The 14,727-nt window shown below is 63.8% G+C and carries 15 protein-coding genes; 9 read left to right on the top strand and 6 right to left on the bottom strand.

Annotated elements, in window-relative coordinates; translation table 11 throughout:
* From GH663_RS18840 to GH663_RS18810, 7 genes are all read left to right on the top strand, one after another.
* The coding region (locus GH663_RS18840) for an electron transfer flavoprotein subunit alpha/FixB family protein (RefSeq protein ID WP_211371207.1) at window positions 1-408 on the top strand (408 nt) is incomplete at its 5' end.
* A 27-nt stretch (window positions 409-435) separates the two neighbouring features.
* The gene (locus GH663_RS18835) at window positions 436-2,217 is read left to right on the top strand and encodes an acyl-CoA dehydrogenase (RefSeq protein ID WP_153133144.1); all 1,782 of its coding nucleotides are present in this window, start codon (window positions 436-438) and stop codon (window positions 2,215-2,217) included.
* Between the two features lie 8 nt (window positions 2,218-2,225).
* A complete protein-coding gene (locus GH663_RS18830) occupies window positions 2,226-3,863 on the top strand; it encodes an electron transfer flavoprotein-ubiquinone oxidoreductase (RefSeq protein WP_246181645.1) in 1,638 nt (545 codons plus the stop codon).
* 112 nt (window positions 3,864-3,975) lie between these two features.
* Window positions 3,976-4,290, top strand: coding sequence for a DUF485 domain-containing protein (locus GH663_RS18825; RefSeq protein ID WP_153133143.1), 315 nt, complete (start codon window positions 3,976-3,978; stop codon window positions 4,288-4,290).
* Entirely contained in the window at window positions 4,287-5,954 is a 1,668-nt protein-coding gene (locus GH663_RS18820; RefSeq protein WP_153133142.1) for a cation acetate symporter, read from the top strand. The genes GH663_RS18825 and GH663_RS18820 overlap by 4 nt, the downstream gene beginning before the upstream one ends.
* 149 nt (window positions 5,955-6,103) lie before the next feature.
* Window positions 6,104-7,192 carry a GGDEF domain-containing protein gene (locus tag GH663_RS18815; RefSeq protein WP_153133141.1) on the top strand — a complete coding sequence of 363 codons (1,089 nt, stop codon included), beginning with the start codon at window positions 6,104-6,106 and terminating at the stop codon, window positions 7,190-7,192.
* A gap of 68 nt (window positions 7,193-7,260) precedes the next feature.
* On the top strand, window positions 7,261-7,887 hold the full coding sequence (locus tag GH663_RS18810; protein ID WP_153133140.1) for a VTT domain-containing protein: 627 nt from the start codon (window positions 7,261-7,263) through the stop codon (window positions 7,885-7,887).
* Between the two features lie 6 nt (window positions 7,888-7,893).
* Here the strand turns inward: GH663_RS18810 and clpX are convergent, their stop codons facing one another.
* The 4 genes from clpX to minC all read right to left on the bottom strand — a co-directional run bounded on the left by clpX (window position 7,894) and on the right by minC (window position 10,912).
* Window positions 7,894-8,907 carry an ATP-dependent Clp protease ATP-binding subunit ClpX gene (gene clpX / locus GH663_RS18805; protein WP_153133139.1) on the bottom strand — a complete coding sequence of 338 codons (1,014 nt, stop codon included), beginning with the start codon at window positions 8,905-8,907 and terminating at the stop codon, window positions 7,894-7,896.
* A 126-nt stretch (window positions 8,908-9,033) separates the two neighbouring features.
* Entirely contained in the window at window positions 9,034-9,291 is a 258-nt protein-coding gene (gene minE / locus GH663_RS18800) for a cell division topological specificity factor MinE (RefSeq protein WP_153133138.1), read from the bottom strand.
* A gap of 1 nt (window position 9,292) precedes the next feature.
* Window positions 9,293-10,108, bottom strand: coding sequence for a septum site-determining protein MinD (gene minD / locus GH663_RS18795; protein WP_066883342.1), 816 nt, complete (start codon window positions 10,106-10,108; stop codon window positions 9,293-9,295).
* Between the two features lie 33 nt (window positions 10,109-10,141).
* On the bottom strand, window positions 10,142-10,912 hold the full coding sequence (gene minC, locus GH663_RS18790; RefSeq protein WP_153133137.1) for a septum site-determining protein MinC: 771 nt from the start codon (window positions 10,910-10,912) through the stop codon (window positions 10,142-10,144).
* Window positions 10,913-11,128: 216 nt separating this feature from the next.
* Between minC and GH663_RS18785 the strand changes: the two genes are divergently transcribed.
* A complete protein-coding gene (locus GH663_RS18785) occupies window positions 11,129-11,887 on the top strand; it encodes a hypothetical protein (RefSeq protein ID WP_153133136.1) in 759 nt (252 codons plus the stop codon).
* A 72-nt stretch (window positions 11,888-11,959) separates the two neighbouring features.
* Here GH663_RS18785 and GH663_RS18780 read toward each other — a convergent pair whose 3' ends face one another.
* Both GH663_RS18780 and GH663_RS18775 read right to left on the bottom strand, forming a co-directional pair.
* Entirely contained in the window at window positions 11,960-12,307 is a 348-nt protein-coding gene (locus tag GH663_RS18780; protein WP_211371206.1) for an amine oxidase, read from the bottom strand.
* Between the two features lie 222 nt (window positions 12,308-12,529).
* Window positions 12,530-13,387: a LysR family transcriptional regulator gene (locus GH663_RS18775; protein WP_153133135.1), complete on the bottom strand. Its 858-nt coding sequence runs from the start codon at window positions 13,385-13,387 to the stop codon at window positions 12,530-12,532.
* Window positions 13,388-13,487: 100 nt separating this feature from the next.
* Here GH663_RS18775 and GH663_RS18770 point away from each other — a divergent pair, with 100 nt between their 5' ends.
* Complete coding sequence (locus tag GH663_RS18770; protein WP_153133134.1) at window positions 13,488-14,699, top strand: YbfB/YjiJ family MFS transporter; 1,212 nt, start codon at window positions 13,488-13,490, stop codon at window positions 14,697-14,699.
* The last annotated feature ends 28 nt before the right edge of the window (window positions 14,700-14,727 follow it).

The raw sequence follows: 14,727 nt of genomic DNA, 5'->3' as shown, positions 1-14,727 counted from the left end.
AGCACCCTCACCAACCGCGAACTGACCAAATCCGAACGGCCCGAACTCGGCGCCGCCAAGATCATCGTCTCCGGCGGTCGTGGCCTGGGCAGCGGCGAGAACTACCACACCCTGCTCGAACCGCTCGCCGACAAGCTCGGTGCCGCCCTCGGTGCCTCCCGCGCCGCAGTCGATGCCGGTTTCGTGCCGAACGACTACCAGGTCGGCCAGACCGGCAAGATCGTCGCGCCGCAGCTCTACATCGCGGTCGGCATCTCGGGCGCCATCCAGCACCTGGCCGGGATGAAGGAATCGAAGGTGATCGTCGCCATCAACAAGGACCCCGATGCACCGATCTTCCAGGTCGCCGATTACGGGCTGGTGGGTGACTTGTTTGAAGTCGTTCCGGCTCTCGTTGCCGCCGTCTAAACCGAAGAATATTCAGGAGATAACCCTATGAGCACCTATATCGCCCCGATTCGCGACATGCAGTTCGTCCTCAACGAAGTGGCCGGTCTCGAAGAGATCTGCGCGCTGCCCGGTAACGAGGAATGTTCCGTCGATCTCGTCGAATCCATTCTCGACGAAGCCGCCAAGTTCGCCACCGGCGTCCTCGATCCGATCAACAAGGTCGGCGACCGCACCGGTCACGTTTGCAAGGACGGCGTCGTCACCACGGCGCCCGGCTTCAAGGAAGCCTATCAGCTGTTCGTCGAAACCGGCTGGAACGCCATGCCCTTCTCGCCGGAATTCGGTGGCCAGGGCCTGCCGGCGCTGGTTTCGATGGCGGTCAATGAAATGTGGAAGGGCGCCAACATGGCTTTCGGCCTGTGCCCGATGTTGACCGGCGGCGCCATCGAAGCCATCGCCCACCATGCTTCCGACGAACTGAAGCAGAAGTACCTGCCGAAGATGGTCGAAGGTACTTGGACCGGCACGATGAACCTGACCGAGCCGAACGCCGGCTCCGATCTGGCCGCCATTTCCTCCAAGGCCAAGGCAGTCGGCGACGGCACCTACCTGGTCAGCGGCACCAAGATCTTCATCACCTGGGGCGAGCACGACGTCGCCGAGAACATCATTCACCTGGTGCTGGCCCGCTTGCCGGATGCGCCGCCGGGACTGAAGGGCATTTCGCTGTTCCTGGTGCCGAAGTTCCTGGTCAATGACGACGGCTCGCTCGGCAAGCGCAACGATCTGATCTGCGCCTCGATCGAACACAAGCTCGGCATCCACGGCAGCCCGACCGCCGTCATGTCCTACGGCGAGAACGAAGGCGCCGTCGGCTACCTGATCGGCGAAGAGAACAAGGGCATCGGCTACATGTTCACGATGATGAACCACGCCCGCGTCAATGTCGGCCTCGAAGGTGTCGGCATCGCCGAGCGCGCCTACCAGCACGCACTGTGGTACGCCCGTGAGCGCGTCCAGGGCAAGATCATCGGCGACACCTCGAGCGATAAGAAGACCATCCTGCATCACCCGGATGTCCGTCGCATGCTGATGGACATCAAGTCGCGTACCGAAGCCATGCGCACGCTGGCCTACTACGCCGCCGCCAATATCGACAAGGCGCATGCCGGCGATGCTGCCGCCCAGGCTCGCGTCGACCTGCTGACTCCGGTCGTCAAGGGCTGGAGCACGGAGCAGGGCGTCGAGCTGTCGTCCACCGCGCTGCAGGTGTTCGGGGGTGTCGGTTTTGTCGAGGAAACCGGTGCCGCCCAGTACTACCGCGATTCGCGCATCACCACCATTTACGAAGGGACGACGGCGATCCAGGCCAACGACCTGGTCGGCCGCAAGCTGGCCCGCGAGAAGGTGCCGGGTGCTGCCATGAAGGCGCTGCTGGCCGAAATGAACGCGACGGTGAACGATCTGGTGGCGGCCGATGATCGCCTGAAGAGCATTGCGGTCAACCTGAAAAATGGCATCAATTCGCTGTCGACCGCAGCCGAGTGGATTCTGGCCACCTACGAGGCCAATCCGCAGACCGTGCATGCCGGTTCGGTGCCTTTCCTCAAGCTGACCGGCATCGTGGTCGGCGGCTGGCTGATGGCCAAGTCGGCGGCGATTGCCGTCAAGCACCTGGCCGACGGCAGCTCCGACGACTTCTACAAGGCCAAGCTGGCCACGGCAACGTATTTCGCCGCCCACCAACTGCCGTTTGCCGCGGCCTACGCCGCTGAAATTACCGGCGGCAGCGACTCGGTATTCGGCCTGGCCGAAACCCTGTTCTGAGTCCGACCATGCGTACTGATCGCGATGCGATGGAATACGATGTCGTGATCGTCGGCGGCGGCCCTTCGGGGCTGTCTTCGGCGATCCGCATCAAGCAACTGGCCGAACAGCAGGGTAAGGAAGTATCCGTCTGCCTGCTCGAAAAAGGCTCGGAAATCGGCGCCCATATTTTGTCCGGCGCCGTACTCGAACCGCACGCGCTGGCCGAGCTGATTCCCGACTGGCAGGAACGCGGCGCGCCGCTCAATACGCCGGCCGGCGAAGACCGCCTGCTGTTTCTGACCGCAGCGGGCGCTCACAAGCTGCCGACACCACCGCAGATGGGCAACCACGGCAACTACATCATCAGTCTGGGCAACCTGTGCCGCTGGCTGGGCGAACAGGCCGAAGCGCTCGGCGTCGAGATCTACCCGGGTTTCGCTGCGGCAGAAGTGCTTTACCACGCCGATGGTTCGGTCAAGGGCGTCGCCACCGGCGATCTCGGCATCGGCAAGGACGGCCAGCCCGGCCACAACTTCCAGCCGGGCATGGAACTGCACGCCCGGCAGACCATTTTCGCCGAAGGCTGCCGCGGTTCGCTGACCAAGGAACTGTGGGCGAAATTCAACCTGCGCGACGGCGTCGATCCGCAAACCTACGGCATCGGCATCAAGGAGCTGTGGGAAATCGACCCGGCCAAGCACCAGCCGGGGCTGATCGTCCATACCGTCGGCTGGCCGCTGCAGAGCGACACCTATGGCGGCTCCTTCCTTTACCACCTGGAAAACAACCTGGTTGCGGTGGGCATGGTGGTCGGTCTCGACTACAAGAACCCCTGGCTGTCGCCTTACGAGGAATTCCAGCGCTACAAGACGCACCCGGCGATCCGTGGTTTCTTCGACGGTGCCCGCCGCATTTCCTACGGCGCCCGCGCGCTGTCCGAAGGCGGCTACCAGTCGGTGCCCAAGCTGACTTTCCCGGGCGGCCTGCTGATCGGTGACACCGCCGGCTTCCTCAATGTGCCGAAGATCAAGGGCACACACATGGCGATGAAGTCGGGCATGGTCGCCGCCGAAGCGGTCTCCGAGCATTTGTTCAAGGAAGGTGCGGGGGCGGAAGCCACCGAGTACGCCGAGCAGATCAAGAAGTCGTGGCTGTGGGAAGAGCTGTACAAGGTCCGCAACATTCGCCCGGCCTTCAAGTGGGGGCTGTTCGGGGCGCTGGCCTACGGTGCCATCGACACCTATGTCTTCAAAGGCAAGGCGCCATGGACCATGCGGCACCACGACGACCACAGTCAGCTGGGCGACAAGAATGCCCATCCGAAGATCGACTATCCGAAGCCGGATGGCAAGCTGACTTTCGACCGGCTGTCCTCGGTCTTCCTCTCGGCCACCAACCATGAGGAAAACCAGCAGTGCCATCTGCGCCTGAAGGATGAAAGCGTTGCGATCAGCGTGAACTACGCCAAGTACGGCGCGCCGGAAACCCGCTACTGCCCGGCCGGCGTGTACGAAATCCTCGGCGAGGAAGAAGGCCAGCCCCGGCTGCAGATCAACGGCCAGAACTGCCTGCACTGCAAGACCTGCGACATCAAGGACCCGACCCAGAACATCAACTGGACGGTGCCGGAAGGCGGGGGCGGACCGACTTATCCAAATATGTAAACGGACTGCCGGGCGACCTTTCGCGCATTAAGGCGACCCGGCGGCCGCATCAATAAAAGCAAGAGAACAGCAAACAGCCTTGTTTCAACCTTTTATGTTCCCTGGAGGGGCCATGTCAGAAAACAGTATCCAGGCAAGAATTCGGGCCAACCCGAAATTCGCCGAAATGGTCGGCAAGCGCACGCGCTTCGCCATCATTCTTTCCCTCGTCGTGCTGGTGCCTTACTACACCTTCATGATGATCACCGCTTTCAACCCGGGCATCCTGGCCCAGCCGATCAGCGAGGGCAACATCATCACCCTCGGCTGGCCGATCGGTGTCGTGCTGGTCGTCGGCTCCTGGCTGACCACCGGCATCTACATCAGCCGCGCCAACGGCGAGTTCGATTCGCTCAACGAGCAGATCCTGCGGGAGTCGCACAAATGAAGCGCTCACTGATTGCACTCCTCGCCGGCGTCCTCGTCGCCTTTGCCGCGGTGGCCGCCCCGGGCGCCATCGACGGCGTCCAGAAACAGCCGATCAACGTCAGCGCCATCGCCATGTTCATGGTCTTCGTGCTAGCTACGCTTGGCATCACCTACTGGGCCTCGGCCCGCACCAAGTCGACCTCCGACTTCTACACCGCCGGCGGTGGCATCACCGGTTTCCAGAACGGCCTGGCGATTGCCGGCGACTACATGTCCGCCGCCACCCTGCTCGGCCTGACCAGCCTGGTCTATGCCAAGGGCTTTGATGGCTTCATCTACACCATCAGCTTCTTCGTCGGCTGGCCGATCATCCTGTTCCTGATGGCCGAACGGCTGCGCAATCTCGGCAAATTCACCTTCGCCGACATCGCCTCCTACCGTCTCGACCAGAACCGCATTCGCACCTTTGCCGCCTTCGGTTCGCTGACCGTGGTCTGCTTCTACCTGATCGTGCAGATGGTCGGTGCCGGCCAGCTGATCCAGCTGCTCTTCGGCCTGGAATACACCTACGCCGTGATCTGCGTCGGCCTGCTGATGATGGTCTACGTCACCTTCGGCGGCATGGTCGCGACGACCTGGGTGCAGATCATCAAGGCCTGCCTGCTGCTTGGCGGCGGCACGCTGCTGATGATCCTCGCCTTCGCCAAGTTCGGCTTCTCGTTCGACGCCATGTTCAACCAGGCGGTCGCCGCCCACAAGGCTGGCATCAAGATCATGGCGCCGGGTTCGCTGATGGCCGATCCGGTCTCCGCCGTCTCGCTGTCGCTGGCGCTGCTCTTCGGTACGGCCGGCCTGCCGCACATCATGATGCGTTTCTTCACCGTGCCGAACGCCAAGGAAGCGCGCAAGTCGGTGTTCTACGCCACCGGCTTCATCGGCTTCTTCTTCCTCGTCGTGATCATCCTCGGCATCTCGGCCATCGTCATCGTCGGCCAGGATCCGCAGTTCTTCGAAGGTGGCATCGTCGGCGGCAAGCTGATCGGCGGTGGCAACATGCCGGTCATGCACCTCGCCAAGTCGGTCGGTGGCGACGTTTTCCTCGGCTTCCTGTCGGCCGTGGCCTTCGCGACCATTCTGGCGGTTGTTTCCGGGCTGGCCTTGGCCGGTGCCTCGGCCATCGCCCATGACCTCTATGCCCGTGTGATCAAGAAGAACCTGGCGACCAGCGCCCAGGAAATGAAGGTCACCAAGATCGCTTCGGTCGGTATCGGCATCGTCGCCATCCTGCTCGGCCTGCTCTTCAAGGATCAGAACATCGCCTTCCTGGTTGCGCTGACTTTCGGCGTCGCCGCTTCGGTCAACTTCCCGGTCCTCATCCTGTCCATGTACTGGAAGGGTCTGACGACGCGCGGCGCACTGTGGGGCGGCGTTGCCGGCCTGATCTCGGCCGTTGGCCTGGTCATCCTGTCGCCGGCCGTCTGGGTCAAGGTGCTGGGCAATGCCCAGGCCATCTTCCCGTACGACCACCCGGCGATCATTTCGATGACCACCGCCTTCGTCGTCACCTGGCTGATGTCGGTCACCGACAAGAGCGCCCGTGCCGCCAAGGAAGCCGATGCTTTCGAAGAGCAGTACATCCGTGCCCAGACCGGGCTGGGCGCTGCTGCCGCGTCGGCACACTAATCACTCTGCGGGTGAGACTCCGGGAGAACAGCGCCCGCCGTCTCTATCCTTTGGGGAGCCTTCGGGCTCCCTTTTTTTGTACAAAAATATACGCTCGCTGAATTGGTGCTGGCTATACTGAAAAGCTACCGGTTTTTTACCCGACGCTCATGACTACTGAAAACAAGATCGCCAGCGAGAGCAACCCGAATCGGCTGCCCGGCCTGCTCGGCAAGCTTGGCAAGATGACTTCCATCCGCGATACCGAAGTGCTCGAACAGAGCCTGCTGCGCACTCTCGGGCCGCTGCTCGGCGTGCTCGACACGGCGCTTTATCGCACCGACGACCGCCAGGCGCTGATTCGCGTCATCAACTACCATCGCTCGAAAGTGGTCGAGGCCGATGGCGTGTCACGGGTTGTCGAACGGATAGAGGAGGTGACCAATCTGGCGGCGGTAGCCGGCGATGTCATTGGCCTGACCGACAATGTGCGCCTGCTCGGCAAACCCTGTACCCGCCTGCGTGGCAGCGAGGTGCTGATCGCCTATCCGCTGTACGGCGACAACGAGGTTTGCGGCTACTTCGTCTTCCAGCGCGACCGCGAGGTTTCGCCGACCGAGGACACGATGATCCGCGGCGTGCTTGAGGTGTTTTCCAATTACTACGCGCTGCTCGACATCAGCCAGCGCGACCGGCTGACCGGGCTGCTCAACCGCCAGGCGCTGGAAAGCAATTTCGACCGGCTGTGGACGGTGCTCGCCCAGCCGGACTTCTATGCCGAACGGGCGGAGGGCCGGCGGACGACGCCGGGCAGCAACTACTGGCTGGGCGTCATCGATATCGACAGTTTCAAGCAGGTCAATGACACCTTCGGCCACATGGTCGGTGACGAGATCCTGCTGCTCGCGGCACGCCTGATGAGCAACGCCTTCCGCTCCGGCGACCTGCTTTACCGCTATGGCGGTGAGGAGTTCGTCGCCATCGTCACGGCCGAGAACGAGGCGATTGCCCGCAATATCTTCGAACGCGTCCGCCTCGCCGTCGAGGCTTGCACCTTTCCGCGCGTCGAGAAGCTGACGATCAGCGTCGGTTACTGCCAGGCCGACCCCAACATCCTGCCGGTCGAAGTGCTCAGCCGGGCCGACCGCAGCCTGTACCAGGCCAAGCAGGACGGCCGCAACCGCGTCTATGAATACCAGGAACTGGTGCGCGCCGGCGTCTTCAAGGAAATCGACGCCAACGAGGTCGAGTTTTTCTAAGCTATCGCCAGCGGTTTTTGCCGTTTTGGGCCGGTCGACCGCCGGACTTGCCGTGCGGATAATGTCCGATGCGCCATGACCGCCTGATGCGCTGGGTGCACCGGCTGGCCGAGCGCAGCGGCCTGGTCTGGCTGGTCGACTACTACACGGCCAGCCTGCATGCCGAAAAGAAGCTCGATGCCGGCAGCCGGCTGCTCTTCCGCATCCGGTACGGCGCCGCCTATCCGCTGCTGGTCGCCTTGCTCGCCGTTTTGTCGGCGGGGACCAGCCTTTACCCGTTCGGGCCGATCATCGTTGCCGCGACCGTCTTTGCCCCGCAGCGCTGGCTGGGCGTGATCGGCGGGGCGACGCTGGGCGCGGTGTGCGGCGCCACCGGCCTGACGTTTGTTTTCCGCCAGCTCGGCATCGGCCTGCTCGATACCTATTTTCCTGAAGTACGCCAGTCGGCGATGTGGAGCCATTCCGGATACTGGATCGAACAGCATGGCGAACTGGCCATCGCGGCGATTGCCGCCCTGCCGGTGCCGCAGATGCCGGCGCTGATCCTGGCTGGCCTCAGCGAAATGAGCCTGGCGACGCTGGCCCTCGCGCTACTGGTCGGCAAGCTGGTCAAATACGGTCTTTACGTCGGCGGCGTCCTCTTCATCCTGCGGGCCATCCGCCATGTCGCCGAATGGACGGAGGATGAGGCCTGAACAGGCCTAAGCGTCGGCCTCAGGGCGGGCGCCAAGGTAGCGCGGCGGTTCGAACAGCGACTTGATGACGACCTTGCGGATCTCCGGGTGGTCGGGCACGGCGTACAGCACGTCGGTCATCATTTCCTCGAAGATGCCGCGCAGGCTGCGCGCCCCGGCCTTGTACTCGATCGCCAGCTCGGCGATCTGGCGGAAGACGTCGGTCTCGATCTGCAGTTCGACGCCGTCGCCTTTCAGCATCGCGGCAAATTGCTTGACGATGGCGTTCTTCGGCTCGGTCATGATGCGGACCAGCATCTCCTGGCTGAGCGGGTAGAGCCGGGTAACGATCGGCAGGCGGCCGGCGAACTCGGGAATCAGGCCGAATTCGAGCAAGTCGGTCGGCTTGACGCGGGCGTTCAGGCGTTCGAGGATCTGCTGGTCGTCGCCGCCGGAAGTCGAGATGAAGCCGAAGGTGTGCGTCTTGGTCAGGATGTTGTCGAGGCCGACGAAGGCGCCGCCGCAGATGAACAGGATGTGCGTGGTGTCGATGTGGCGGCCGTCCTTGAGGCGGACCGGTGCCCCTTCCATGATCTTGAGCAGCGCATGCTGGACGCTTTCGCCCGAGGTGGCGCGGGCCTGGCCGCTGACCGCCTTCAGTTTGTCCACTTCATCGACGAAGACGATGCCGCGCTGGGCCCGGCTCAGGTCGCCATCGGCGCGGTCGAGCAGGCGGTGCAGGATGGCCTCGATCTCGTCGCCGACGAACTGCGTCTGGGCCAGCGAGGTGGCGTCGGCGGTGACGAAAGGCACATCGAGGATGCGGGCCAGTGTTTCGCAAAGCAGGGTCTTGCCGGTGCCGGTCGGGCCGATCAGCAGGATGTTGCTTTTGGTCAGTTCGACACTGTCGACCGTAGCGTTCGCCATGCGGCGGAAGTGGGCGTAGATGGCGACGGCCAATGTGCGCTTGGCCTCTTCCTGGCCGATCACATGCTCGGAGAGCTGGCGGACGATATCGCTGGGTTTGAGCAGGCTGGGCATCGGGCAATCGCTGACAAGGGAATGCCGCGATGCTATGCCTGTTGGCGGCCTGCGGTAAAGGCGTTGGCTACCGACAAGATGATATTTACCGCCGCCATCCCCGGTCGGGCACGGCGGCGGAGGGGGTCAGCCCTTTTCCGGCAACTCGATCTTGACTTCGAGGACCTCGTAGCGGTCCTGCTTTTCGAGCGAGACGCGGATGTCGTCCGGGTTGATATTGACGTACTTCGAGATCACCGCGATCAGTTCGCGTTGCAGGTCAGGCAGGAAATTGGCGCTGCTGCCGCCGCCATCGCGCTCGTGGGCGATGATCAGCTGCAGACGCTCCTTGGCCACCTGGGCGGTTTTCGGCTTGTTGCCGAAGAGCATGGAAAGCAGAGACATGTCACTTGCTCCCGAACAGACGCTTCAACAGGCCCGGCTTGACGTAGTCGACAAAACGGAGCGGCTTGTCTTCGCCGAGGAAGCGGGCGATGACGTCGTGGTAAGCCTCGGCGGCGTCGGTTTCCTTCTGGTGGATGACCGGCGAACCCTGGTTGGAGGCCTGCAGCACTTCCTCGGATTCCGGGATGACGCCGATGATCGGCACCCGCAGGATTTCCTGGATGTCCTTGTAGGACAGCATTTCGCCGGCTTCGACGCGGTTCGGGTTGTAGCGGGTGATCAGGAGATGCTCCTTGACCGCTTCGCGACCTTCGATGGCGCGCCGCGACTTGGCCTGCAGGATGCCGAGGATGCGGTCGGAGTCGCGCACCGAGGAAACTTCCGGATTGGTCACGACGAGCGCCTCGTCGGCGAAGGTCAGCGCCATCACGGCGCCGGATTCGATGCCGGCCGGCGAGTCGCAGACGATGTAGTCGAAGCCCTGGTGTTCCAGTTCCTTGATCACCTTCTCGACGCCTTCTTCCGACAGCGCATCCTTGTCGCGCGTCTGCGAGGCGGGCAGCACGTAGAGGTTGTCGCAGTGCTTGTCCTTGATCAGCGCCTGGGTCAGCGTCGCTTCGCCGTTGATGACGTTGATCAGGTCATAGACGACGCGGCGTTCGCAGCCCATGATCAGGTCGAGGTTGCGCAGGCCGACGTCGAAGTCGATGACGGCGGTCTTGAAGCCGCGCATCGCGAGGCCGGTGGAGAAGCTGGCGCTGGTGGTGGTCTTGCCGACCCCGCCCTTGCCGGAAGTAACGACGATGATTCTGGTCACGGTGATTTCTCGCTGGGTTTTGTTGGAATAGGTTTATCGGAGCGCCAGGGACGCGATGTTCAGATGGGCCTGGCCGCCTTCCTCAAGCAGGCTGACGGTGGCCGGCAGGCGGGCCAGTTCAGCCGGCACGCCGGCCTCGAAAGTACGGTACAGACCAGCCACCGAGACCAGCTCGGCCTCCAGGCTGGTGGTGAAGATACGGGCTTCCTTGTCGCCGCTGGCGCCGGCCAGGGCGCGGCCGCGCAGCGGGGCATAGACGTGGATGTTGCCGTCGGCAATGACTTCGGCGCCGGCGCTGACCATGGCCATGACGATCAGGTCGCTGCCGCGGGCGTAGAAGCGCTGGCCGGAGCGCAGCGGCTTGTCGAGGATGACCGTGCGCGGCGCCGGTTCGGCGGCGACCGGCGGTGGCGCAACCGGGGCGGCGACGGGTACCGGGGCAGGGGGCGGTTCCGGTGCCTCAGCCGCCTTGGCGCGTGGCCGGCCCAGCGCATCGGCGCTCACCGTCGGCAGGCCGGCGGCCGCGGCAGCCGTGGCCAGCCCTTCGGGCAAACCGCGCGTCGCCACGGCGTTGAGGCCGGAGTTGCGCAGCAGCTTGACGATGCCAACCCAGTCCGCATGCTCCGGCAGAGCCTCGGCATTGCTGAAGTCGAGCACGGCCAGCTCGTTCTCGAAGAAGTCGGGGCTGTTGCCGGTCAACTCGCCAAGCGCCGCGTGCAGCGTGGCGAGATCGGTCGCGCGGAGCTGCGTCTGGATGATCTTGAGCGTCGTGCCCTTGAACTGGATCGGTGCGTCTTTTGCCATGCCTGCTGCGTGTGTTTCGAAGAGCTGGCGATTATCCCACAGGCAGGCAGCGGGAAATGAAAATTGGCTTATTTCTGGCCTTGGCGAGCCATTTTTGCCGGCCAGCTCAGGCGAATGGCATGGCCGGTGCGCGACTCGGCGGGGCGGGAGGATTCTGGTGACGCCGGAGGGCTCGGCCGATAAAATGCACGTCCCTTACGTTTGCCAGGATTTGCCATGAGCACCGCTGCCAGTCTCCCCGTTGATGCCCTTGCCGCGCTCGCCGATCGCGAGACGCAGCGCCTGGTCGCCCGCATGGCACAGGACATCTTCAGCGGGGTGTTCCGCCACTCGGCCTCGGCCGAGCCCGAGCAACTGGCCAATGCGATGATCGAACTGGAAGGCCAGTGCTACGACTGGTGTCAGGCTGCCGCCGACGATGAGGCGCGCGCCTTGCGCCTGGCTCTGCTGATCAGCGGCCTCGACCAGTGGGGGCTGGCCTACAGCCAGGCCTTCAACCTGACCGCGATTCCCGCCTTGACGGCTTTGCTCGGCACCTTGCGCAACCGCCTGGAACCGCAGGCGGAAAGCCGCTTCCTGGGCTATTTCCGGCAAATCGAGCAGGTCGAGGCCGCGGCTATCGATTTCAAGGTCGATCTGCGGCGCAGCATCCACCTTGCCCTGTGGCATGCGATGACCGCCTGCGAGACGGTGGAGCAGGCACAAAACATTCTCAAGCCGCTCGGCGGCATGATGCTTGCCCTCGACCAGCAGATGCCGGAATTCGGCTGGCGCCTGCTGGCCGATGCGCTGGCCAGCATCCAGCTCAGCCTGCTCAATCCGTCGGCCGAGGTCAGCGACGTTGCCCGCGACAGCACGCAGCAGCTGTTTGAGTCCCTGCAGCAGGCGTTGCCCGAAGAGCGCTACAAATCCATCCTGGCTCACGCCGGACAGGTGGTGATGGCCTGGCAGCAGGCCTGTCGCTCGACGCACTGAGTCTTTGGCCCGAGCGCAGCCGGAAAGCAAAAAACCAGGCCGTGGCCTGGTTTTTTGTTGTTGATGCCTAGCTTACTTGCTGGTCGGGGCGGCGGCCAGCGGCTTGGTTTCTGCCTTGGCTTCGGTTTTTACCTCGGCCTTCTCGGTCTTTTCGACCTTCTTGGCATGCTTTTCATGCTTCTTCGGCGCTTCGTGCTTGTCGCCCTTGGCCTCGGCCGCCTTCGCTTCCGGTTTGGCGGCTTCCGCCTTGGCCGGTTCGGCGGCTTTCGGGGCTTCGACCTTCTTTTCGGCGCTGGCGGCGGCCGGCGCAACGACCTTGGCGGCCGGGGCCGGGCTGGTCGCCGGAGCGGTGACGCCTTGGGCGAAGGAAGCGGAGGCAAAGCCAGCGGCAACAGCGAGAGCGATCACAGTCTTCATCATTTTGAATCTCCTTGAGCAGGGTTGTTTGCGTTTTCCGGTGCTGCGATATTGCAGCGCCTTGTTGCGAATAACGCGCTGGCCGAGACAAGGGATGTCAGTGCGAATGTAAGGCTGTGTATCGCTTCGTGACCGAGATGTTGCCAAATGCATGCAGCGAAGCGGTCGGGCGGCATTGGCTGAAGCCCCGAAAAAAGAGGGATTTCGGGTGGTCGACCGGCGGACTCAGTTGCGGGGCGCCGCAGCGTTGGCGACGGCCTGGGCGAGCGTGCTCAGGGCGCTCATCGGCGGCGCGTCGCGCAGGGTGATCATGCCGGTCGGTACCTTGGCAATGTCGGCGGGCAGGGATTCGATGATCAGGTCGGCGGCGTGTGGCGACTGTTCGACGACGCGGCGCGGCATCAGCGTCCAGCCGAGGCCGACCGCGACGCAGCCGAGGATGCCTTCCAGCGTACCGAATTCCATGGCGTCGGCAACGGCGTGGCCGGTGACGCGCTGCCAGGCGATGGCCCGGCTGCGGTAGGCGCAGCCTTCGCGGAAAAGGATCAGCGGTTGGCGGAGCGGGCTGGCGCCAACGGCGCAGACCTGGACCAGTTCTTCGATGACCAGTTCGGTGAAGGTGAGCTCGGGATGGACGACCGGGCCGGCGATGAAGGCGCAATCCAGCTTGTGGGTCAGTACCTTTTCGGTCAGTTCGGCGCTGGTGTTGGTCGAAACGCGCAATTCCATGCCGGGGTGGGCGGCGCGGACGGCTTTCAGCGCGGTCGGCAGGTGCAGTGCGGCAAAGGTTTCCATGGCGCCGATGCGCAGTTCGCCGGTGTTTTCGCCGACCAGGCGAACGGCGGCGCTGGTCTGGCGCTCAAGCAGCAGCATGCGGCGGGCGTAATCGAGCAGGACGCGGCCGGAGGGCGCGAGTTCGAGGCCGCGCCCCTTGCGGAAAAACAGCTCGGTGCCGAGTTCCTCTTCCAGCCGGCGGATGCGGCCGGTGACGTTGGACTGCACGGTATTCAGCTTGCGCGAGGCGGCGAGGATGCCGCCTTCTTCGACGACGGTCTGGAAGGTGCGCAGGGCGACGAGTTCCATAGGTATCTCCAAAACAGAACGTTTTGTTCTAAACAATTCAATTGTGCAGATAGTTTAGTCTGTTTATCGTTAGGCTGACAAAAACTAAAGGAGACATGCGATGAGCGAACAGAGAGAGCGCCTCAAGGTGCTCAGCGCCGGTATTTTCAGTCTGATCCTGGTGCTCGGCGTCGCCCGCTTTTCCTATACGCCGCTGCTGCCGCTGATGCAGAGGCAGGCCGGGCTGGGCATTGCCGAAGCCGGCTGGCTGGCGGCGATCAACTACGCCGGTTACCTGAGCGGTGCGCTGATCGCGTCGCTGATCAGCGATCTGGTGCTGAAGGACCGCCTGTACCGGATCGGCCTGGTCGTCGCCATCCTCAGCACGCTGCTGATGGGGCTGACCACCGACGTCACGATCTGGGCGGTGTCACGCTTTGTCGCCGGGCTATCCAGCGCGGCCGGCATGCTGCTCGGCACCGGGCTGATCCTCAACTGGCTGATCCGCCACAATCACCGCAGCGAACTGGGCATCCACTTCGCCGGCATCGGCCTCGGCATCGCCGGCTGCGCCACGGCGGTGGCGGTGATGAGCCATTGGCTGGACTGGCAGCAGCAATGGTTCGCCTTCACCGTCTTCGGTTGCCTGCTGCTGATTCCGGCGCTGCGCTGGCTGCCGGCACCGGATACCAGCGGCCTGACCAAGAGCGGCCAGGCGATGGTGGACAACCCGCCCAGCCCGTTGTTCATGCGCCTGTTCATGGCCGCCTATTTTTGTGCCGGGGTCGGCTACGTGGTCAGCGCCACCTTCATCGTCGCCATCATCGAGCATCTGCCGGGGCTGGCCGGGCAGGGCAACCTGGTCTTCCTGGCGATCGGCATCGGGGCGGCGCCGGCCTGCATCAACTGGGATTTCATTGCCCGCCGCATTGGCGATCTCAATGCGCTGATCGCCGCCGCCGTGCTGCAGATCATCGGCATCCTGCTGCCGGTGCTGGTCGGCGGTCTGCTCGCCGCCATTTTCGGAGCGCTGCTCTTCGGCGGCACCTTCATCGGCATGGTCAGCCTGGTGCTGACCATGGCCGGCCGCTACTACCCGACCCGCCCGGCCAAGATGATGGGCAAGATGACGCTCTCCTACGGTGCGGCGCAGATTCTGGCCCCGGCAATTACCGGGGCGCTGGCCACCCGATTCGGCAACTACGAGGCCGGCCTCTATCTGGCGGCTGGCGTCATGGTGGTCGGTACCTTGTTGCTGGTGCTGCTCAAGGGCGTCGAAAAGCGCGATGCCGCAGCGCGCAGCGAGGCGCCGACGGTGTGTCCGCAAGGCTGAGCGGAGGCGGGTGATCGGGCGGCAGGGC

Source organism: Dechloromonas hortensis (assembly GCF_009469765.1).
GTDB lineage: Bacteria > Pseudomonadota > Gammaproteobacteria > Burkholderiales > Rhodocyclaceae > Azonexus > Azonexus hortensis.
This window is presented reverse-complemented; position numbering and strand designations above follow the sequence as displayed.